The organism is Bradyrhizobium sp. RD5-C2, from assembly GCF_019972155.1.
Classification (GTDB): domain Bacteria; phylum Pseudomonadota; class Alphaproteobacteria; order Rhizobiales; family Xanthobacteraceae; genus Bradyrhizobium.
This window is the reverse complement of record NZ_BOVL01000020.1, coordinates 357,218-379,096: the sequence shown is the minus strand read 5'-3', so window position 1 is coordinate 379,096 and position 21,879 is coordinate 357,218. Positions and strand designations below refer to the sequence as shown.

Sequence of the window (21,879 nt, the reverse complement as noted above, 5' to 3'; positions counted from 1 at the left end):
CAGATCGCGCCGGCATCCTGGAGCCCTCGCGGCGATTGTACTAATCCTGTTTGCCGCGCAGGGCTCGATAGATCGTATTGCGCGAAACGCCGAGGCGGCGCGCGGTCTTGCTGATGTTGTTGCCTGTTTCGGCGTAGGCCGTCAGCACATGCGAGCGCTGTATCTCGTGCAAATTGGGCTTGAGATTGCCGCTGCCGGTTCCTTTGCCAGCCAGGCGCTCGCCGCCCGAATGCACGCGAACCGACTCGACCGAGGCCTCGTCGATCAAGTCGCCCGGTTCGGCCAGGGACAATCGGGAAAGGATATTGCGCAGTTCGCGGATGTTTCCGTCCCAGTCCAGCTCGGCCAAACGTTCGATCGCCCCATCGGTCAGATCCATCAAAGGGTCGATTTGCTGGATCAGGTGGCGGGCAATTTCGGCGAAGTCGGAGCGCTCGCGTAACGGCGGCAACGTCACCTCCAGCATATTGAGCCGAAACAGCAGATCGGACCGGAATCGGCCTTTGGCGATTGAGTCGTCGAGATTGGCATTCGTGGCCGATACCAGAAGAACGTCGACCTGGCGTTTGGTGCCGCCGACCGGACGCACCGTCCAATCGTCGAGAAAGCGCAGGAGCACGGCTTGTAACGTGACCGGCATATCGCCGATCTCATCGAGGAACAGCGTGCCGCCATCCGCCTCCTTGAATAGCCCGGTGGCTCCGCCCTTCTTGGCGCCTGTGAACGCACCCTCGGCATAGCCAAACAGCTCGGCCTCGACCAGGCTGTCGGGAAGCGCAGCGCAATTGACCGGAACGAAGGCGCCGCTGCGGCCGCTGGCGACGTGGGCGTGGCGGGCGAGCTGCTCCTTGCCGGTGCCGGTTTCGCCGCGGATCAGGATCGGCATCTTCCGGACGGCCGCGATGCCGACCTGCTGGACCACGGAGGCGATCGCGGGATCGGCGGACACGAATTGCGTTGCGACGCCCTTGGGTGCCGGCGGCCGGGGCCGCGAGACGGCCTGAATCATCGAGAACTGACGCGCATTCTCGATCGTTGCGACAAACTGGCTGCCGACCTCGTCTTGCAGGCGCTGGCGTTCCTTATGCCGCCCTTCATCGACAAAGACGCTGAACTTGGTGCGAAACACGTCGGCGAAGCGCCGCCCCGGCGACGCGGGCAGGCCATGCAGCAGGACACTTGCGGCACGGTTCGCCGCAAGGATGCGGCCCTCGTTGTCGACTGCGAGCAGGCCCGCGCTCAGGGTGTGGAGATATTCGCCGCGGTTGTGGAAGGCAATCAGGATGTTGCCGCGGTGATATTCGCGGAACAGGCCGTTCTCGATCTGGGTCGCCGCCATCGCCACCAGCGCCTGGGTGTGAGCCTGGCGCGACATGCAGTCCGATGACGCATCCAGGATCCCTGCGAGTTCACCGTCGGGCGCGAAGATCGGAGCTGCGATGCATGTGAGGTTGCTGTAGCGCGGGAAGAAGTGCTCGCGCCCATGAACGACGATAGCCCGCTTGAGATAGGCCGCCGTTCCGAGGCCGTTGGTGCCGCAGCTGGCCTCGCTCCACACCGTGCCAGGCCGGATACTGGCGGCGTCGGAGGTGTCGCTGAAACTCGAATCCGAGATGATGTCGAGCAGCAGTCCGTCGGCGTTCGCAAACGCGATCATGAAGTTCGAGCCGGCGATCTGCTGATGCAGGGTGTGCATTTCCGCGAGCGCCAGGCCGCGGATCAGTGAGCAGCGCTGCTGCTCCTGGCGCAGCACGGCGCTGCTCACGAGTTCGGGAGACGGAGGACGCAAGGTATCAAGTCCTAGCGAAATACAGCGCATCCAGCTGTCGTAGATGTCGGCGGACAGAAGTTCGGCCGGCAGCGCGCCGCGCCGCTCAAGCGTCATCCAAGCACTGTCCATGCGTCGGCCGGATGTCAGCATTCTGGCTCCTCCCGGAGTGCGGCTTGGCGATTTCCTCTTGGTTGCGTCGCTCGGCTCGTGCCGTTCGCGCGACGCAGTTTTGACGATCATAGATCAAGCAGTTGAAAATCCAAATTTCGGTGCAGTCGTCATCGCGCTCATCGAACTGTTCCGACTCGGAACAGTTGCACGCAAAGCTTGCTCCGAGGCGGATCGGCGCGCGCGCGCCGGCGATCGCAAGAACGATAGGAAGATCAGGCCTTTGTTCGCTTGGCACAGCCCTTGCTGACTTCTTCGGCGGGATGGCGATCGCATCCGATCGACAGAATAAAAAATTTTCGGGGAGGCGTTTTCAATGAAAGCGGCGGTGCTTCATGAGTTCGACGAGAAGCTGACGGCGAAGGAGTTCGTCAGGTTCGAAGACGTGACCGATCCGAAGATCTCGCGCCCGATGGACGTGATCGTGCGCATCGGCGGCGCCGGCGTCTGCCGCACGGACCTGCATATCGTCGAAGGCATCTGGCGCAGCAAGGTCGACGTCAAGCTGCCTTACATCATGGGTCACGAGAACGCCGGCTGGGTCGAAGCGATCGGGCCGGGGGTCGAAGGGGTCAAGGTTGGCGACAGCGTGATCTGCCATCCGCTCGTGACCAGCGGGCATTGTCTGGCATGCCGCCGCGGCGACGACATGCACGCGCTGGACAGCTCGTTCCCCGGTATCAACGCCAACGGCGGCTATGCGCAATATCTGCTGACCGGTCAGCGCTCCCTGATCAAGCTGCCGAAGTCGCTCGCGCCAAAGGATGTTGCTCCCTACACCGACGCCGGCCTCACGGCCTATCGCGCCGCCAAGAAGGCATCCCGACATCTGCTGCCGGGCGAATATGTCGCCGTGATCGGCGCGGGCGGGCTAGGCCATATCGGCATCCAGGTTCTGGCTGCGCTCTGCGCGGCCGAGATCATCGTGATCGATCGCGCCGCAGACTCGCTCGAGCTCGCCAAGAAGTGCGGCGCGCATCATCTCGTGAAGGCCGACGGCAACGAGGTCGAGGCCGTTCTGGCGTTGACGGGTGGGCGTGGCGCAGAAGCCGTGATCGACTTCGTCGGGGAGGGCGAGGCCGTCGCCAGGGGCCTGTCGATGACGGCGAACGCCGGCTCCTACTACATCGTAGGCTATGGTGGGAAGATCGATATCCCGACCATCGACATGATCACGTCGGAAAAGACGATCGTCGGCAATCTGGTCGGCACCTATGCCGAACTGGTCGAGCTGATGGCGCTCGCGGATCGCGGCCTCGTAGAACTCCACACCAGGGAATACCGGCTCAGCCAGGCCAACGAGGCGCTTCATGATCTGCATCATGGACGCATCCATGGCCGCGCGGTGCTGATCCCCTAGGAGATGTGCCGCGAGATGCAGAACATCAGTCCGGATCGTCGAGCGAGAGTGGCGCGAGTGACAGACGACAGCCCGCAAAGGCCACAGATCACCGCCGGGGAAGCGGCCGAACTGCGGCGCGCCCGCGATCGGATGATCGCTCGGGACAAGGTGATCGATGAGATGGTCGACAACAACGAGCGGCAGATCACCAACGAACACGCCCGCGGCGGTGCCGAAATCGAGCTCGCCTGCGCCGTGCGTGGCGCGGCGCGGGCCGAAGCCGGGCCTGAAGCGCATGAGGAGCTGGAACGGGCGATCGCACGGCTGGAGGTGGTCCGGGAGGAGCATCGGCGCCTGCTGGCCGAGCGCGAGTGGCTCAACACGTCGCTGCGCGAGATCGACGACGGTCCGTCGCCCGGCGAACACGAACGTTCGGGGCACGCATGACAAGCGAGGCGACCATGATTGCATCAGAAGACCAGAGGCAAATGCCGTCTCCGCAACCGGTCATGAGCGAGGAAGACAGGTCGAAGGACGCCTTCTTCATCCAGCTTGCCGAGATCGCGGAGGCGATGATCGCCGCTCACGGCAAGGATTTCGCCACGGGCGCACTGGTTCTCTCGGCGAAATTCGTCGCCGAAGGAAAACCTCTCATCAAACCGGCCAGCGGAGCGTGACGAGGAACGACGAAGTCAGCAGATCGATCAATCCATTTAACGGACTCAAAGTGAGTTTTGCCGCCGAGGATTTCACGGAACGAACCAGAGGTTTTGACCTCTGATCAAAAGCGAAAATGCCGGAAGCAACGCAACGTTCAAAGGAGCTGGAAATGACTGCAAGTCTGACATTGAACAAGATAACCGCGCAGAAGGGCATCAGCATCGCTGAAGCGGCCAACCGCGTCGCGGACCTTGGCTGGACGCCAAGCTACGTGCAGGAGGCGATGACCTTCCCAACCGACTACAAGATCTCGAAGACGCCGCGTGACCCGATGAAGCAGGTGCTGCGGTCCTACTTTCCGATGCAGGAGGAGAAGGACAACCGCGTCTACGGCGCGCTGGATGCCGCATTGCGCGGCGACATGTTCCGCAACGTCGAGCCGCGCTGGGTCGAGTGGATGAAACTGTTCCTGGCGATCATCCCGTTCCCGGAGATCTCGGCGGCGCGCTCGATGGCGATGGTCGGGCGGCTGGCGCCCGGCGAGGAACTCCGCACCGGCTTCACTATGCAGATGGTCGACGAGTTCCGCCACTCGACGATCCAGATGAACCTCAAAAAGTGGTACATGGAGAACTATATCGATCCCGCCGGGTTCGATATCACCGAAGCCGCGTTCGGCAAGTGCTATGCGACCACGATCGGCCGCCAGTTTGCCGAAGGCTTCCTGACCGGTGACGCGATCACCGCCGCCAACGTCTACCTGACCGTGGTCGCGGAGACCGCTTTCACCAACACCCTGTTCGTGGCGATGCCCTCGGAAGCCGCCCGTAACGGCGACTACGCGCTGCCGACCGTGTTCCTGTCGGTTCAGTCGGACGAATCCCGCCATATCGGCAACGGCCACTCGATGCTGATGGCGATGATCAACGATCCGTCGAACCATCAATTGCTGGAACGTGACCTGAAATACGCCTTCTGGCAGAACCATGCGATCGTCGACGCCGCGATCGGCACCTTCATCGAGTACGGCACGACCAACCGCGACAAGAACAAGGAGTCCTACGCGGAGCTCTGGCATCGCTGGATCTACGAGGACTACTACCGGACCTACATGTTGCCGCTCGAGAAGTACGGCATCAAGATCCACCACGACGACGTCGCGGCCGCCTGGGACCGGATCGTCAAGAAGAACTACGTTCACAAGACCGCGCAGTTCTTCACGGTCGGCTGGTCGGTGAACTTCTGGCGCATCGAGGCCCAGACCGAGCGTGACTTCGAGTGGTTCGAGCACAAATATCCGGGTTGGTACGCCGAATTCGGCGACTTCTGGAAGTGGCACGCCAAGCTCAGCGTGCCCGGCGAGACCAACATCCTGTTCAACAGCGATGTGGGCTACGTGTACCCGCACCGGTGCTGGAGCTGCATGGTGCCGTGCCTGATCCGCGAAGACTTCGTTTGCGACGAGGTCGATGGCAAGATCTACACTTATTGCTCGGAAGGGTGCCGCTGGACCCACAAGGTGGCATTCGCCGCCGAATATGAGGGGCGGGCGACGCCGGCGATGGGCCGCTTCAGCGGCCGCCGCGAATGGGAAGATTGCTACCACGGCTGGGATGTCGCCGACGCGATCAAGGATCTCGGCTTTGTCAGGCCTGACGGCAAGACCATGATCGCACAGCCGCATCTGCGCTTCGACGCCAAGGACATGTGGACGCTCGATCACGTGCGCGGCCACACGCTCGGCAGTCCGTTGCGCGGCTTCCGGGCGCTCTCGCCGGCCGAACGCGAGGTCGCGACGACCGAGTATCGCAAGGGCTTCAAGATCAACCCCTGCCACTAAACGTGACGACGGGAGGGGCCGCGTTTCGCGGTCCCTCCTGCCGGCGGCCGGCGAAGGTCCGGCTGTTCTGTTCAATTGCCGTGACGACAAGGCGGGGACGATGACGGACGTGGTGGTTCATAAGGTTCGCTTCGAGCCGGTAGGCATCGAGATGGAAGTGGAAGAGGGCGAGACGGTGCTCGACGCGGCGTTTCGCCAGAGCATCTCGCTGATGCATGGCTGCAAGGAAGGCCAGTGCGGGAGCTGCAAGTCCAGGCTGGTCGACGGCGACATCGAGTTGCTGAAATATTCGACCTTTGCCTTGCCGGATTACGAAAGCGAGACCGGCCACGTGCTGCTGTGCCGGACTCATGTCTTCAGCGACATCAGCGTCGAGCTGCTCAACTACGACGAGGACCTGCTCAGCCGCTCGATCGCGGTGAAGGCGTTTGACGGCCGCGTGGCCGATGTGACGGTGCTGACGTCCGACATCAGGCTACTGGAGATCGACATCGACAAACCGATGAAGTTCTGGGCCGGCCAGTATGTCGATCTGACGCTGAAGGATGGCACCATCACGCGCGCCTTCTCGATGGCGAACCCGCCGTCTGAAGCAACCCGTCTCCGCTTTATCATCAAGAAATACCCGAACGGCGCGTTCTCGGCCCAGCTCGACGGGAAGCTCGGCGTCGGGGATGCGGTGACCGCCAAGGGACCTTACGGCACCTGCTTCCGGCGCGAGGAGCGGCCGGGACCGATGCTGCTGATTGGCGGCGGTTCGGGCATGTCGCCGCTGTGGTCGATCCTGGCCGATCACATCGGCAGCGGCGAGCAGCGGCCGGTGCGGTTCTTCTACGGCGCGCGCACCCGTGCCGACCTGTTCTATCTCGAGGAGCTCGCGGCGATTGCCGCGCGGCTCGACGACTTCAAATTCGTGCCGGCGCTGTCGCATGCCGAGGCGAGCGATGACTGGGACGGCGAGACCGGGCTGATCCACGAGGTCGTGCAGCGCCATCTGCGCCAGGAGAAATTGTGCGGTGCCATCGACGCATATGCGTGCGGGCCGACGCCGATGATCGACGCGGTATTACCCATCCTGCAAATGAACGGCGTCGAGCCGGAGCACATCTACTTCGACAAGTTTACGCCGGCGGTGCGATGACGGCGTTCAAAAGTTCGTCGCAGAACAGAATGGCAAAAGGGAGTGAGACATGAGCGCACAGACAAGCAGAGCAGCAGCAGCCAAACCCGTCGCGATCGCCAAATCCGGCGCAGCGGGGGCCGCGGTCTTCCCGGGTTCCGATAGCCGCAAGTACAACTACTTCGAGCCCAAGGGTCGCAAGGCCACCCATTACGAGGACATGACGGTCGACGTGCAGCCCGATCCGGAGCGCTATCTGCTGCAGGATTGGATCATCTCCTTCCCCGACGGAACGCCGACCTATTCCAAGGACTGGACGGCGGCCAAGAGCTCGAACTGGCACAAGTTCAGGGCCGTCGACCAGGAATGGGAGCGTACGCACTACCAGCGGCAGTCGACGATCTGCGGCATGGTGCAGAACACCATCGAGAACGGCCGGAAGTCCGGCGCGCCGACCCGCTTCGATCCCGCCTGGGTCAAGATCCTGCAGAACCACCTTGGCGCCTACAAGCATGCCGAGTTCGGCCTCGGGACGTCGACCATGCAGGCGCAGCGCTACGGCTATACGCAGATGGTCAACAACGCGATCCTGACCAACTCGTCCTACAAGCTCCGTTTCGCCCAAGGCATCACGCTCTATCTGAGCGAGGTCGGCCTCGATCTTCCCGGCTTCGACATCGCCGCAGGCAAGAAACACTGGCTCGAAGATCCGATCTGGCAGGGTGTGCGCAAGTCGGTCGAATCCGTGATGGGCTCGAACGACTATCTAGAGCAATATTTTGCTACCAACGTGGTGTTCGAGCCGCTGGTCGGCGAATTGTTCCGCTCGGGCTTCCTGATGCAGGCGGCCTCCGCGCAAAACGACTTCATCACGCCGGCCGTCGTTTCCGCGGCTGAGGCCGACTACGAACGCAACCTCGCCAACACCGTCGAGCTGTTCCACATCCTCGGCACCGATCCGACCTATGCGGCGCAGAACGTCGCGCTGTTCAACAGGTGGCTGGTCAAGCACGCCGATCTCGCGCTCGACGCCGCCAACCATCTGCAGCCGATCTGGTCGCAGCCACGTGTCAAGGTCGCGGCATACGCCGATGCCCTGGCCCACGCCAAGAACCGCATCAAGGGGATCGGTGGCGAGCTCGGTCTGACCGTGCCGGTCAACATCGCCTCGTAACCGGCCCGCTAAACGTCAGTCACAACCCATTCCTTCAGGAGATCGACATGCTGCACGAGAATGACAACATCTTCAAATCGATGAAAGACATCACGTTCGACGACACGGTGTCCCATCAATGCGGCGTCACCATGAATGACAGCGTCGAGGCGCGCGCCATCGCCGAAGTCATGGGCCGTCACGAGCATATCAAGGTGACCTACATGCCGGCGATGATCCGTATCGATGGCGACGGCAAGATGGAATTCAAGATGGACGAGATTTCCGAAGAGCTCGGCCGGGTCATGACCCCGCATCTGTTCGAGATCTCGACCTCGACGCATTACGGCCGCATGGTCATGATCGACGACAACACCGTCATGCTGTTCGGCGATATGAACGAGATGATGAAATACATCGTCTGACGGCTGCCTGCGACCAGGCCCCGGTCGGCGCGAAGCCGGCCAGGGCCATCAGACGGCATCAATCACCGCGCGTCATAACAACAGACAAATCCAGCCGGATCGGGAGGAACGCCATGTACAGGACGGCCAAGGGTGAAGAGATTTTCGTTATCGACGGACACACCCATTTCTGGGACGGAAGTCCGGCAAACCAGAAGAACATTCACGGCAAGCAGTTCATCGAGTGCTTCTATGCCTATCACTCGAATCTGAGCCCGCCCTCGGAGAAGTGGGACAAGGAGAAGTTCGAGAAATACGACGCCAAGACGATGTTCGACGACCTGTTCGTCACCGGCTATGACGACATGGCGATCCTGCAGCCGACCTATCTCACCGATTTCTACAAGAACGGCTTCAATACCACCGAGCGAAATTCGGCGATGAAGAAGAGTCACCCGGATCGCTTCATCCTGAACGGCGCGTTCGATCCGCGGGACGGCAGCAAGGGCATCGAGGAGCTTCACGCGCTGTCGGATAAGCACAAGCTCAAGGGCGTCAAGCTCTACACCGCGGAATGGCGTGGTGAATCCAAGGGCTACAAGCTGACCGACAAGGCGTCCTACCAGTATCTCGAGGCGGCGCAGAAGCTCGGGATCAAGAACATCCACGTCCACAAGGGCCCGACCATCATCCCGTTGAACCGGGATGCGTTCGATGTCGCCGACATCGACGATGTCGCCACCTCGTTCCAGGATCTGAACTTCATCGTGGAGCATTGCGGCCTGCCGCGGCTGGATGATTTCTGCTGGATCGCTACCCAGGAAACCAACGTCTATGCCGGTCTCGCGGTCGCCTTACCGTTCATCCATTCGCGGCCGGGATATTTTGCCCACGTTATCTCCGAGCTGTTGTTCTGGCTCGGTCCGGACAAGATCCTGTACGGCAGCGATTACGGCATCTGGACCCCGAAATGGCTGATTGACAAGTTCATGGCGTTCGAAATTCCAGCCGACGTCACCAAGGAGACCGGCTCGGTGCTGTCGATGGAGACCAAGACCAAGATCCTCGGCCTCAACGCGGCGCGCATCTACGGCATCGATGTCGAGGCGCAGAAGAAGAAGATCCGGGCCGGCGGCGGTTACGCGCATCTGCCCGAAGCCGTTCATGCGCCGAGGTGATGGCCATGACGGGTAGCGATGACGGGGCGGTGCGGCCGATAGGCCGCTCGTCGGATGACAGGCAGGCCCAGATATGGGCCTGCCTGCAGACCGTGATGGATCCCGAGCTCGACGAGTCCGTGGTCGAGCTGAATTTTGTGACCAGGGCCGACGTGGATTCAAAGGACCGGATTCACATCGAGTTTCGCTTGCCGACCTATTGGTGCGCCGCCAATTTTTCCTTCCTGATGGCAGACGACATGCGCCAGGCGGTCAGCCGGCTCGATTGGGTCAAGGGCGTCCACGTGGTACTTGGCGAGCACATGTATGCCGACAAGATCAATGCGGGTCTCGCCGAGGGGCGTTCGTTCCAGGAGACGTTCGGCGCCGAGGCCGACGGCAATTTGGACGAACTGCGTCAGACCTTCCTGGTCAAGGCCTTCCAGCGGCGGCAGGTCGCGCTGCTCAGTCATCTCATGGCGTTGGGGCAGACCCCGCGAGAGATCGTTAGCCTGACATTGGCGGAACTCGGCAACATGCCGCTGGATGATGCCGGTGCGAAGCTGGTTAGGCGCTATCTCGAACGCCGCGCTGTCGTCGGCCCGGTCCACGCAAATACGCCGGCCTTTGTCGATGCCGGGGGAGCGCGGCTGGAGGCCGATGGCGTGCCCGGTTACGTCTCGAAGCTGCGGCGGGTCTGCGTCAACGCCGAATTCAACGGCGCGTTGTGCCGTGGCTTGCTTGCGGCGCGTTTCGATCTCGAAACGCCGTTCGTGCCGAGATCGAAGACGAGGGCTGCATCGCTAGGTGCAGGTCCGGTGCCGTGATGTGCAAGCGCAGCGACAAGACCGAGTCCAAATCAGACCACCTCAAGGCTATGTCGGGGAGTTGAGATGCCGAAGATCATGATGCACGATGAAGCGGCGCGGGCCGCATTGGGCCGGGGTGTCGCCAAGCTCGCGAAGGCGGTGCGCGGAACGCTTGGTCCGAAGGGCATGAACGCGATCATGGACCGACCGATCGGTACGCCGATCGTGTCGCGCGATGGCGTCAGCATTGCCAGCGAGATCGAGCTCGAATGCCCGTTTGAGAACATGGGCGCGCAGGTGCTACGGGAGGTTTCGGCGCGCACCAATGAGGTGGCAGGGGATGGAACCACCACGGCCACGGTGCTCGCCGACGTCTTGGTACAGGAAGGCCTGAAATGTCTCGCGGCGGGCGCCAACCCGGTCGAACTGGTCGAGGGGCTGGAGCTGGCGGTTGGCGAGACCATCACGGCATTGCGGCGGTCGGCGAAGCCCCTCCAGGGCTCCGCCAGCCTGCGTGCCGTCGCCGGGATCGCCGCCAACGACTCTGCGCTCGGCGACATGGTCGCCGAGGCCTTCGAGCGTGCGGGCAATCACGGGATCGTGGCGGTGGAATATGGCAGCACCGTCGAGACGACGTTGGAAATCGTCGAAGGCATGGCGTTCGACCGCGGCTATCTTTCGCATCACATGGTGACCGATGTCGAGAAAATGCAGGTGGTGCTCGACAACCCCTTCATCCTGATGACCGATCTCAAGATCCAGACCGGCGAACAATTGGCCGGCGTGATCTCGCTCATCGAGAGAAGCGGAAGGCCTTTGCTGATCATCGCAGAGGAGGTGATGCCCGCCGTCATCATGCAGTTGCTGGCGCGCCGGGAGAAGGCCAATTTCAAGGTCGCAGCGATCCATCCGCCGGAGTTCGGACATTGGCGCAAGGCGATGCTCGAGGACATCGCGATCACGACGGGGGGCCGCGTCATCTCCGCCGATCTCGGCGGCAGGCTGGAGAAGGCGGAGCTGCACGACCTCGGATCCGCGCGCCAGGTGCGGATTTCGGCCTCGAAGACCCTGATTACGGCAGGCGCCGGCGACCAGAGGACCATCGCGGCGCGACGCGAGCAGGTGTTGCGCCAATACGATGCCGCGCCCGAAAATATCGAACGGGACAAGTTCCAGGAACGCATCGCGAAACTGTCGGGCGGCACCGCGATGATTCTCGCGGGCGGCGCGACGCCAGTCGAGCAGAAGCGCCGGACCCAGCTGATCGAGGATGCAATCAATGCGACGAGGGCGGCGATCGAAGAGGGCATCGTGCCGGGCGGCGGCGTGGCGCTGCTGCGGATCGCTGCGCGGCTCGATGAGCTGGTCCATCGTCTGGACGGTGGCGCCAGGCAGGGCGCGCAGCTCCTGCAGCGCGCGCTCAGCCGGCCGCTCTTCTACATTGCGGCGAATGCCGGCCTGAACGGCGAGGCGGAGGTCGCGAAAATCACCACGGCAAGCAATGGCCACGGACTCGACGCACGCAACGGCTCGCAGGTCGATCTCGTCGAAGCCGGGATCATCGATCCCGTCAAGGTTTGCTACAGTGCGGTTCGCAATGCGGCGTCGGTGGCCGGTTTGATCCTGACGACGCAGACCTTGATCGCCAAGAAGCCGGATGACTACGATCCGACCGCGGGGCCGGCGCGTGGCGGCGGCGCCGAGCTGCTTTGATCGGAGCGGATTGCCGGTCCATTGTGACCGGCGTTCGTTTGGAGACGGCAGATGCCGCGAGGTGCGCAGCATCTGCGGAGTCAGCGCACCAAAAGTGTCATTCGGGCTTCTTCTGTCCGAGCGCGCGGTAGATGGTATTTCTGGAGACGCCAAGGCGCCGTGCAGTTTCGCTGACGTTGCCGGAAGTCTCGGCATACACCTCGAGGATCCGCGCCCGATGAATGTCGTGGAGCGATCCGACCTCGTTCCCGTGACGTTGAGCGACAGCGGCGGCGCCGCCGTCGTTGGTGAAACCGTTCGCAGCCGCGAGGGTGAAGCGTGCCAGCACGTTGCGGAGCTCGCGGATATTGCCGGGCCAGGGACGCCCGGCGAGACGCGCAACGTCCGCCGATGTGACTTCGCAGGTCGGATCGATCGTATCGAGCAGATGGCGAACGATGGCGTCAAAGTCGTCGCGATCGCGCAGTCGCGGCAGCGTCACCTCGAGCGTGTTGAGCCGGTAGAGCAAGTCGGATCGGAATCCGCCTTCGGCGATGGCCTTGTCGAGCCTGGCGTTCGTTGCGGAGATGAGGAACACGTCGACCTTGGATCTGACGCCGCCGACCGGGCGCACGGTCCAGTCGTCAAGCAGCCGCAGAAGCACGGCCTGCAGCGCCACTGGCATGTCGCCGATCTCGTCGAGGAACAGTGTGCCGCCGTCGGCCTCCTTGACCAGCCCGACGGCACCGCCGCGCCGCGCCCCGGTGAACGCACCCTCGGCATAGCCGAACAGCTCGGTCTCGATCAGGCTTTCGGGGAGGGCGGCGCAATTAACGGGAACGAATGCGCCAGCCCGCCCACTTGCCCGATGCGCGTGGCGGGCAAGCTGTTCCTTGCCGGTTCCGGTCTCACCGCGGATCAGGATCGGCATCTTGCGTGCCGCTGCGGTCTCAACTTGACGGACGATGGCGCTTACAACGGGATCGCGGGCGACGAAGCCGGTAGCGGTGCCGTGAAGGTACCGCGGCGCCGGCTGCAAATCGCCTACGGCGGACGGCAAGCTCCCGGGCGTGCGGTGTTCGGGATCCGGTCTCGATTTCGAAGCGTCGCGAGGCGTGATGAGTTGGCGCTGTCGCGCATGCAGAACCACGATAGCGCCGATGCCGCTGCGCTCGTTCTCAACGAAATTGAAGCTCGCGTTTGGAAGCAACTCCTTCAACTTGCTTGGCCATTCGGCGAAGGGAACCGTCTTCAGAAAACGGGTTGGCGCGTCGCCTTGAATGCTGTGGTGGTCACGCCGAAGGGCTTTCAAGGCGCGTTCGGTGGCGTGGAGGATCGTGCCTCGGCGGTCGAGCAAGATGCACTCGTCGTTGAACCATTGCGATCTCTTGGCGAGAAAGTGGCACAACAATTCCTCATGTTCTTGCCGCACTGATTGCGCCAGAACGCTTTCCACATGATGGCCGACCGCGACAGCTAAAGCGAGACTTTGCGGATTAAAGGTGCTCGCGGGGCCCGAAATGTCCACCACGCCAAGCAGTTCGCCGTCGCTCGGATCGTGAACCGGAACGGCAGCGCAGGTCCACCGCTGGACCTGCGAACAGAAATGCTCCGCACCGCGGATCTGCACCGGTTTCGATTCCGCTATCGCGGCGCCGATCGCGTTGGTGCCGATGTCGGCCTCACTCCAACATCCTCCGTGTTCGAGATGAACTGCACGACCGGCGTCGATGACCCTATCGTCGCCCTGCGTGTCGATGATCAGCCCACCGGGATCGGTGAGGATCATGATTGAATTTGCGTCACGCAGGAATGTCTTCGAATTCTCAAGCGCGCACCGGGCCGCATGACGGAGCGAGGCGTGTTTGGAGCGATGGCGAAACAATTCGGCGTCGCCGACGAGTGGCGCACGCGCACGGTCGATGGTGACATGATGGTTCCTGGATCTCTGCCACGAAGCTGCGACCGAAGATCTCAAATCGGACGACAACGCTCCGCGCTCAACGAACTTCTCCCACGCCGCCAGCACTTCTCGTTGGTCCATCCCAGCTTCTCCGAGCTGAAAAGCGGCCAGCCGCGGTCGTGACGGGCCATTCGATCAATCACCTGTGTGCGGGGACTGCTTGTCGCAACTGCCGTTTCGATCATGCAAGGCGCAACGGCTGAGCCGGTCCAGGCTGCTCGAATGGCCGCCCGCATCGATCCCATGCCCGTCGCACCCGCTGCGAAGCCGGATGCGCCGCGCGATCAAACAACGCCGTCGGCTTGCCATTCCCCAACGTTCCGGGCTCTTCTCTCGAGCCGTTCACGAGCCTAGCGTATACTTTTTGAATGGTTCTAGCAAAGGTGGCGGTTCGAAGTTTTGATATGCCGCGATGGAACCGGTCAAGTAGCGGGTTCAGATATGTGCTCCGCTACAGCGATCGACTTACCGGGGGGGCGGCTGGCTCGGTCTATCCAAGAATCCGGGCAAGTGCTCGTTTGACTGGTGCGGCGCAGCATCGGCAAGTCTGCGGCGCTGTCCTGGGCATCCATGCGGCCGGTAGCCATGGCTACTCGACGCCGCTCTGTGATCGAGCGTAGAGGCGACCCAGTGTATCCAATTGGGAGACTACGGCAGCGATCGGAATCGCTTTTGACAACAACTAGGATGCGGGCCCCGAGAGCCAGGTCGGTCAAATTTCAATTTGCAGCGAATGTCGGGACCGGTGCTTGCACCTCCGTGATTTGAACCTGGGCGTTGCCGTCTCACGCGAATTGAATTCGTGCTGCTATTTGATCTCGCTCGGCGACACTTCCTCAAATTAGCTCAAACGGGCTCATGATGGATTTGGCGAGAGTTGAAGTTTTTCAATTGATAAGAAGGCAGCGTGTGCACGATGTGTGCACCGGCAGTTCAAGAAAAATCCTATCACCGCTAGCACGAGCAGGCCTTGACCACTCAGGTTGGCGGAGGACCCGAGTGGGCGGTCTGCGGAGCGGGTTGGCTTCGAAGATGGTTTCGCCAGTACGCGACTTAGCCTCGGAACGTTGCGAAGGCCTGCCACATCTCCCGCGCAAAAACCTCGGGCTGCTCGAACGCGGCGAAGTGTCCGCCTTTGTCTGCCTCGTTCCAGTAGAACAACCTGGACCAGGCGGCCTCCGCCCAGGAGCGCGGAGCGAGAAAGGTCTCGCCCGGGAAGATGGTTGCTCCCATCGGAAGGTCGATTGGTTCTGACGACGCACGCGAGTTCGAGAAGAAGCTATTCTCCCGGATCGTGCTTCCGACGCCTTCCCAGTAGAGACGCGCACTCGATGTACCGGTGCCAGTGAACCAGTACAGGGAGATGTCGTCGAGCATCTGATCGCGGGTGAGGGCGTCCTCCGGAAGGCCGCGATTGTCTGTCCACTCCCAGAATTTTTCGTACATCCACATCGCCAGCGCCAGCGGCGAATCGTGCAGCGCATAGCCGATCGTTTGCGGCCGCGTGTTCATCTGGTCGGCGTAGCCAGCCATCTGATTAAGATAGTGCTCGATGTTGTCCAGTGCTTGCTGTTCTTCCCTGGTCGGCCGCACCGGTGCCGACTTCGGCACCACCAGCGGCAAGTTGACATGGGCGGCGAGTAGACCCGGAGGGCGGTGGCTGGCCATGGCGTGGGTGATGGCCGAGCCCCAGTCTCCTCCCTGCGCGACCCAGCGCTCATATCCGAGCCGCTCGCGCATCAGCACCGCCCAGGTTCGCGCGATGCGACCCGGATTCCAGCCCGGCTCGGTGGGTTTGTCGGAGAAGCCGTAGCCAGGGATCGACGGCACGACCACGTGGAACGCGTCCTCGGCGCGTCCGCCGAACCGTGTCGGGTCGGTCAGGCGGTCGATGACATCGAGAAATTCCACGACCGAGCCCGGCCATCCATGAGTGAGAACGATCGGAAGGGCCTGCGGATGTGGCGAGCGGGCATCAATGAAATGGATGCCGACGCCGTCGATGCGCGTGCGGAACTGCGGAAAGCGATTGAGGCGCGCCTCGAATTGTCGCCAGTCATAGTCATGCAGCCAGTAATCGATCAGCGACTTTGCGGCAGAGAGCGGCACACCTTGCGACCAGTCACGCACGGTCTCCCGATCGGGCCATCTAATGAGGGTGAGCCGCAACCGCAGATCGTCGATGGCGGCTTGCGGAACATGGACCTCGAAGGGCGCGAGGCTGTCAGGCGCGGGCGGCAGCACCAGCGCCGGGCGTGCGTCTGGACCGGCCGCGGGAAACGATCGCGCGTCGGGCAGGAGGGCGGAGGTAGACATATCAAACTCCAGGTGATCCCGCCGGATAGACAACTCGGCGGGTTGATGGTGAGAGCGAATCCTGTGGCAACTGCTAGTCCGGCCGGACCATTTCGAACATGGTGTCGGCGGTCATCTCGAAATAATCGCCGCGCCGGCCGGCGCGCGCGATCGGGCGCGCGAGTTCGGTGAGATAGACGCCGTCCCTGATGAAGGCCTTGTCGATGTGGACAGCGACGACTTCGCCGAGCGTTAGCCAGGCCTCCGCCGGTTCACCCGTCGTCCCCTTGAGCCGGATGATGTCCGTGACCCTGCACTCGAACGACACCGGGCTTTCGGCCACGCGCGGTACGCTGACGAACTTGCTCGGCGCTCGCGTCAGTCCGGCAATCGCGAACTCGTCGACCTCCCGGCTGACATGGAGCGCAGTCGCATTCATCCGCCGTGCCAGATCCATGGTTGCGAGGTTCCAGCAGAACTCCCCGGTGTCCTGGGCGTTCGCGACGGTGTCTTTCCAGCCGGTCGAAGAGAAGCCAATGAGCGCCGGGGTGTAGCAAAAGGCGTTGAAGAAGCTGTACGGCGCGAGGTTGACGTTGCCCTTTGCGTCACGCGAGGAAATCCAGCCGATCGGTCGCCGCGCGACGATGGCGTTGAAGGGATCGTGCTTCAGCCCGTGCCCCTTCGACGGTTCGTAGAAGTGGATGTCCCGCGACGCGGCGCGGGTTGCCGTGGGCTCCATGGTTCACACGTCCTGCCAGAATTGATCGTAGCTCGGCTTGCGCCGCTCGTCGAAGGATCGCAATCCTTCGCGCCACTCGGCCGGCGGAACATCCGCGGGCGAAAGCAGGACGCGCGCCCAATCCGTCTCACCGTGATGGGTGAGGTTACGTTTCGCGGCAGCGATGGCGCCCGGTGGTGCCGACTGCACGATACCAAGCGCGAGATCGATCGCGCCTGAAACGACGTCGCCCGTCGGCACCAGGCGATTTGCCAGCCCCCAGTCGACGGCCTGCGCCGCACTCAGCCGGCGGCGCGTCAGTATCAGTTCGGCCGCACGCCTCGTACCCACCACGCGGTGGAGACGCGCCAGCGCGGTGTTGGGGATGACGCCGTGGCCCAATTCCGGCAGAGCGAAATAGCTCTCCGTTCCCGTGACGACGAGATCACAGCAGAGCGTCAGCTCGAATCCGCCGCCGAGCGCGGCGCCTTGTACCGCCGCGATGGTCGGACGCTTCTCCTCGGCCAGGGCGCGAAACAGCAGGGCAGGATCGGTCGGATCGGAAGCACCGCTCATCCATCCGGCCTTCAGATCGTCGATGTTGGCGCCCGCGCAGAACACCGGACCGTTCGCCGCGATCACGATAGCCCGCGCCTTCTCGGCGCGCGCCCGCGCGATCAGCTCGAGCAGCATCGCGACCGAAGCCCTGGACAGGGCATTGCGTCGCTGCGGCTCGTTCAGGGTGAGAATGGCGACGTCGCCGTTGCGGCTGTAGAGCACCGGCATGGTCAGGCTCTTGCGGATTTGGAGGAGTCGCCGAGGAGGTGCCGGCGGATGTCGTCCGGAATGGCATGCGGCTTCCCGGCCTGGAGCAGCACGCAGGAGGCCGTAGCAGAGGCTACGCATGCCCCGGCGCGGAAGACGCCTTGCAGGACCTCGAAGGAGGAGCGGCCGACAGAGGTGACCGTCGAGCCGATGTTGACCTCACCCGGATAGAAGACCTCACTGTGGAATTCGATGGTCAGCCGTCCGACCACGACGTTGAGGCCGTCCATGAGGCGGCTGATCGCGGGCTCCGCGAATAGCTCCATGCGGCCGCCTTCGAGGAAGCTGGCGATCGCCGCGTTGTTGACGTGCCGGAACTGATCGGTGTCGGCATTGCGCAGCTTTTCCAGACTCCAGAACCGGAAGTGCTCCGGCGTGAGCCGTGGCGTTGAAGGGGGGCGTGAAACCGGGTCCTCGTGCATCGGGCACTCCTCACTCGCGCGGGCGGGAGTGTTCGGTGGCCTCGTGCTCGATCCGGTAATAGATCTCCTCGGCCATCGGCTGACGCATTTCTTCGATGATGTGCCCGACGAGCCCGACTGCGCGAGCTGCCACGGCGAGGCCGCGACACATCTTCCAGGGCAGCTTGAACTCCGAGGCGATGGCTGCCATCGCGCCGGTGACGTTGAGGGGCAGTGGTCGGCCATATTGCCGGCTTGCCTCCGCGCCGATGTTCTCCATCAGCTCCACATAGCGGCCCGCAAAGCCGGTTTCGTGCGCGACCTTGAACAGGGCCGGCGTGCGTGGATCGATCGGCTTGTGGAAGGGGTGGCCGACCCCCGGAATGATCTCGCGCCGGCTCCTGTGGGCGCTGACGATGTCGACCGCCAATTGCTTCAGGTTGACGGACGCCTGCGGGTCGGGCAAGGCCTCCTGGAGCATCTTCGCCGCGTTATCCAGCGAGCCGACGAACACGGAGCCGAGCCCCAACAGTCCAGCGGCGACCGAGGCCTGCACGGCTTCCGGCGCCCCGCAATAGGTCATGCGTGTGGCGAGGGAGGAGGGTGTGATTCCATGCTCGACCAGGATCACCATCATGGCATTGAACATGCGCGCTTCATTCGCGTCCGGAAGTCGGGCGAAGATCTCGAGGAAGGCCATCTGGCCAAAATCGACGACACCGACGATCTCGGAGCAGAGATCGAGCCCGTGGACCTTGATCTGCGTGGGAGTCGCCCAGGCGATGTCGGATTTGATCTCGTGGCGTTTCATGTCAACCTCGTCAGGTGATGGGAGCGGAGCTGAGCAGCCGGGAGGCGTGCTCCCTCAGCGCCGCCTTGCGGATCTTGGTGCCGTTCGGGCCGTCGATGACCGGAAACGCGTCGACCTGAACGATGCGACGCGGGACCTTGTAGTTGGCGATACCTTCGCGGCAGTAGGCGAGCAGCTCGGTCTCGCCGAGTTCACGGTCGGAGCGAATAAAGGCGACCGCAACGTCGCCTTCGCCCTCGAGGCGCACGCCGACGACCTGCGCGGCGGACACCTCCGGATGCCGGCAGAGAAAGCTCTCGATCTCGCCGGGATCGACCAGATAGCCGCGCAGGCGGAGGCCGTCGCCGATGCGCGACAGGAAAACGAAAGCGTCCTCGTCCGCATAGGCGAAATCGCCGGTTCGATACCAGCCGTCGGAGGTGAACGCCTGCGCGGTTGCGGCCTCGTTGTTCAGATAGCAGGGCATCACATTGTAGCCGCGGATCTGCAATTCGCCGGTTGCGCCGGATGCCACCGGCGTTGCCGTGTCAGGCTCGACGATGCGCAAAGCCATCTCGCCGGACAGCAAACGGCCGCCGGGCAGTGACCTGACCTCGATCGGTTCGGAGGGCGAGCGCGCGGCCATGAGAGCAAAGCCTTCGGACGAGCCGTAGACGCTGACGAGGCGCAATCCCCATTTGTCTTCGGCGGTCCTCATCACGCGGTCGGTCAGGCCGGCAAAATCGGCAAAACCTCCGGCGCGCAGCGTCGAGAGTTTCGCCGCGGGCACGTTGAAGACGGCATCCAGCAGCCCGTCGGAGCCGAACACATGGGTTGCCGCATGTCGCTCGATCGCCGAGGCGGCTTCGGCGGCCTTGAAGACCGGAAGCAGAACGCAGGCGCCGCCACCCGCCAGCGTGGCGATGGCCTGGACGAATCCCAGCACGCCATAGAGCGGCAATGCGCACAGCGTCGTGTCGCCGGAATGGATGCTGAATGCGGAAGCGACGATATGCGCGTGGTTGCGGCAGCTATGCTGGTCGTGAACGGCGAGCTTCGGCGCACCGGTGGTTCCGGAGGTGCTGAACGTGCACAGCAGGTCTTGCGGCCGGCCCCCCGCTTCCACATGGCCATCGGCACCCGGATGGAAACGGCCCGGGTCGGCTATCTCGATGACGTGGGCGAGCGTAGGGACCTCGCCCTGGATATCACGCACGATCTGCGCGAAGGCCACATCGAGGAAGCTGCTCGCAGCCACGACCGCCTTCGCACGGGACAATGCAATCACATGGAGCGCTTCGGCGCGACGGTATCTCGTGCTGATCGGAACCACCAGAATCCCCTGATGCGCGGCGGCAAACAGGAATTGCAACCAGGTCGGGCCATCAGGGAGCCACAGCGCGATCACGTCGCCGCGCGTCAAGCCGAGGCTATGCAGAAACGCTGCGGCGCGCTTCGACGCCTCGGCCAGTTCCCGGCGCGTAGCGACATAGTCGCCGAGATAAATCGCCGGCGCTTCGACATCGTTATCGAGCAGCCCGAAAAACGGGCTTGGCGCGCCAATCATTGTAATCCCCTTCGTGTCAGTTTGAGAGAGCCTGGCGAGCGATCTGAATTCGCTGCATCTCGGATGTGCCTTCGCCCAGGCGGAATGCACGGGCATCCCGATAGAATCGCTCGATGGGGAGCTCGCACATGTAACCCATCCCGCCGAAGATCTGGAGGCAGCGATCGACGACGCGGCATCCCATCTCGCTGGCGTATAATTTGGCCCTGGACACGGCGATCCGCGACGACGAATCTTCCTGGTCGCACAAGGCGGCGGCACGATAGATCAGTGCCCGTGTCGCTTCGATCTCGACGTCATTGTCCGCGATCATGAACTGGATGGCCTGATGGCTCGCAAGCTGCGAGCCGAAGGCGCGACGCTCCTTCGCATAGGCGATCGACATGTCATGCGCGCGTTGCGCCAGTCCCAGCGACCGGCAGGCAGAAAGGATCCTGTCGTGGTTGATCGAGGCCATCATGACCATGAAGCCGTCGCCGGGACGCCCGAGAACGTCCGCATCCGGAACGAAACAGTCCTCGAGCGAGAAGCCGTTCAGATGATAGCCGTGCCACCCCATCTTCTTGTAGCGCGTCATGCCGACGAGCCCCGGATTGCTGCGCTTGACGATGAACGTGGTCAGGCGCCCTTTGAGGGAAGCGGTGTGATCGCTGACCGCCAGCACGATCACGTAGTCGCAAGTCTCGACGTTGGAGATGAACTGCTTAGCCCCCTCGAGGCGCCAGCCGCCATCGACCTTCACCGCCCTGGTTCGAATGCTGCTCAAATCCGACCCGGCATCCGGCTCGGTGAGGGCGTACGTCATCGTCACGCGACCGGACGCGAGATCGGGAAGGATGCGGGCGCGCTGCTCCTCATTGAGGTGGATCAGCGAGAGCGGCAGGAACCCGACCACCTCGGACAGCGGAACGGAGGTGTGGGTGACCTCTTCCAGGATTCCGACCTGTGCCGCGACCGGAAGGCCGTAACCGCCGAGCTCGGGCGGGAGGTTGAAGCCATAGATCCCGAGCTCTGCGGCCTCGCTGCGCAGCTTGGCCAGCAAGTCCGGAGACACGTCGTCGTCGGTCTCAATCTGCTGTTCGAGCGGCTCGAGACGGTCGCGGACAAATCCTCGCACCGTCTGGCGGAGCATCGTCATTTCATGCGAGGCAAGGTCGATCATGGAAATCTCCGAAAACGATTTCGTAAATAACCTAGACGCCGG

The 21,879-nt window shown here is 62.9% G+C and carries 19 protein-coding genes; 10 read left to right on the top strand and 9 right to left on the bottom strand.

Annotated features, from left to right (window positions below; all coding sequences use genetic code 11):
- Positions 1 to 40: 40 nt before the first annotated feature.
- Positions 41 to 1,921 carry a sigma-54-dependent Fis family transcriptional regulator gene (locus tag BraRD5C2_RS26705; protein WP_223973605.1) on the bottom strand — a complete coding sequence of 627 codons (1,881 nt, stop codon included), beginning with the start codon at positions 1,919 to 1,921 and terminating at the stop codon, positions 41 to 43.
- A gap of 334 nt (positions 1,922 to 2,255) precedes the next feature.
- On the opposite strand from BraRD5C2_RS26705, the gene BraRD5C2_RS26700 reads away from it, so the two are divergent.
- The 10 genes from BraRD5C2_RS26700 (at position 2,256) to groL (ending at position 12,137) form a co-directional block, all read left to right on the top strand.
- Entirely contained in the window at positions 2,256 to 3,299 is a 1,044-nt protein-coding gene (locus BraRD5C2_RS26700; protein ID WP_223973603.1) for an NAD(P)-dependent alcohol dehydrogenase, read from the top strand.
- Positions 3,300 to 3,356: 57 nt separating this feature from the next.
- Positions 3,357 to 3,728 carry a hypothetical protein gene (locus tag BraRD5C2_RS26695; RefSeq protein WP_223973601.1) on the top strand — a complete coding sequence of 124 codons (372 nt, stop codon included), beginning with the start codon at positions 3,357 to 3,359 and terminating at the stop codon, positions 3,726 to 3,728.
- A gap of 14 nt (positions 3,729 to 3,742) precedes the next feature.
- Positions 3,743 to 3,958, top strand: a complete 216-nt coding sequence (locus BraRD5C2_RS26690) for a hypothetical protein (RefSeq protein WP_223973599.1) — start codon at positions 3,743 to 3,745, stop codon at positions 3,956 to 3,958.
- Positions 3,959 to 4,110: 152 nt separating this feature from the next.
- Positions 4,111 to 5,781, top strand: coding sequence for an aromatic/alkene/methane monooxygenase hydroxylase/oxygenase subunit alpha (locus BraRD5C2_RS26685; protein WP_223973597.1), 1,671 nt, complete (start codon positions 4,111 to 4,113; stop codon positions 5,779 to 5,781).
- Between the two features lie 100 nt (positions 5,782 to 5,881).
- Entirely contained in the window at positions 5,882 to 6,922 is a 1,041-nt protein-coding gene (locus BraRD5C2_RS26680; RefSeq protein ID WP_223973595.1) for an NADH:ubiquinone reductase (Na(+)-transporting) subunit F, read from the top strand.
- 49 nt (positions 6,923 to 6,971) lie between these two features.
- Entirely contained in the window at positions 6,972 to 8,075 is a 1,104-nt protein-coding gene (locus BraRD5C2_RS26675; protein ID WP_223973593.1) for an aromatic/alkene monooxygenase hydroxylase subunit beta, read from the top strand.
- A gap of 47 nt (positions 8,076 to 8,122) precedes the next feature.
- A complete protein-coding gene (locus BraRD5C2_RS26670) occupies positions 8,123 to 8,479 on the top strand; it encodes an MmoB/DmpM family protein (RefSeq protein WP_223973591.1) in 357 nt (118 codons plus the stop codon).
- Between the two features lie 113 nt (positions 8,480 to 8,592).
- On the top strand, positions 8,593 to 9,636 hold the full coding sequence (locus BraRD5C2_RS26665) for an amidohydrolase family protein (RefSeq protein ID WP_223973589.1): 1,044 nt from the start codon (positions 8,593 to 8,595) through the stop codon (positions 9,634 to 9,636).
- 5 nt (positions 9,637 to 9,641) lie between these two features.
- Positions 9,642 to 10,442 carry a metal-sulfur cluster assembly factor gene (locus tag BraRD5C2_RS26660; protein ID WP_223973587.1) on the top strand — a complete coding sequence of 267 codons (801 nt, stop codon included), beginning with the start codon at positions 9,642 to 9,644 and terminating at the stop codon, positions 10,440 to 10,442.
- A 66-nt stretch (positions 10,443 to 10,508) separates the two neighbouring features.
- Positions 10,509 to 12,137, top strand: coding sequence for a chaperonin GroEL (gene groL / locus BraRD5C2_RS26655; RefSeq protein WP_223973579.1), 1,629 nt, complete (start codon positions 10,509 to 10,511; stop codon positions 12,135 to 12,137).
- A 97-nt stretch (positions 12,138 to 12,234) separates the two neighbouring features.
- On the opposite strand, the gene BraRD5C2_RS26650 is transcribed toward groL, so the two are convergent.
- From BraRD5C2_RS26650 to BraRD5C2_RS26615, 8 genes are all read right to left on the bottom strand, one after another.
- Positions 12,235 to 14,160, bottom strand: a complete 1,926-nt coding sequence (locus BraRD5C2_RS26650) for a sigma-54-dependent Fis family transcriptional regulator (protein ID WP_223973577.1) — start codon at positions 14,158 to 14,160, stop codon at positions 12,235 to 12,237.
- A gap of 972 nt (positions 14,161 to 15,132) precedes the next feature.
- On the bottom strand, positions 15,133 to 16,395 hold the full coding sequence (locus BraRD5C2_RS26645; RefSeq protein ID WP_223973575.1) for an epoxide hydrolase family protein: 1,263 nt from the start codon (positions 16,393 to 16,395) through the stop codon (positions 15,133 to 15,135).
- 73 nt (positions 16,396 to 16,468) lie between these two features.
- On the bottom strand, positions 16,469 to 17,113 hold the full coding sequence (locus BraRD5C2_RS26640) for a flavin reductase family protein (RefSeq protein ID WP_223973573.1): 645 nt from the start codon (positions 17,111 to 17,113) through the stop codon (positions 16,469 to 16,471).
- Between the two features lie 3 nt (positions 17,114 to 17,116).
- Complete coding sequence (locus BraRD5C2_RS26635) at positions 17,117 to 17,878, bottom strand: enoyl-CoA hydratase/isomerase family protein (RefSeq protein ID WP_223973571.1); 762 nt, start codon at positions 17,876 to 17,878, stop codon at positions 17,117 to 17,119.
- Between the two features lie 2 nt (positions 17,879 to 17,880).
- The gene (locus BraRD5C2_RS26630) at positions 17,881 to 18,339 is read right to left on the bottom strand and encodes an acyl-CoA thioesterase (protein ID WP_223973569.1); all 459 of its coding nucleotides are present in this window, start codon (positions 18,337 to 18,339) and stop codon (positions 17,881 to 17,883) included.
- Between the two features lie 10 nt (positions 18,340 to 18,349).
- Positions 18,350 to 19,129, bottom strand: a complete 780-nt coding sequence (locus tag BraRD5C2_RS26625; protein WP_223973566.1) for a citryl-CoA lyase — start codon at positions 19,127 to 19,129, stop codon at positions 18,350 to 18,352.
- A 10-nt stretch (positions 19,130 to 19,139) separates the two neighbouring features.
- Positions 19,140 to 20,675, bottom strand: coding sequence for an AMP-binding protein (locus BraRD5C2_RS26620; protein ID WP_223973565.1), 1,536 nt, complete (start codon positions 20,673 to 20,675; stop codon positions 19,140 to 19,142).
- Between the two features lie 16 nt (positions 20,676 to 20,691).
- Positions 20,692 to 21,837 (bottom strand): acyl-CoA dehydrogenase family protein, encoded by a 1,146-nt coding sequence (locus tag BraRD5C2_RS26615; protein ID WP_223973563.1) that lies wholly within the window; start codon positions 21,835 to 21,837, stop codon positions 20,692 to 20,694.
- Positions 21,838 to 21,879 lie beyond the last annotated feature (42 nt).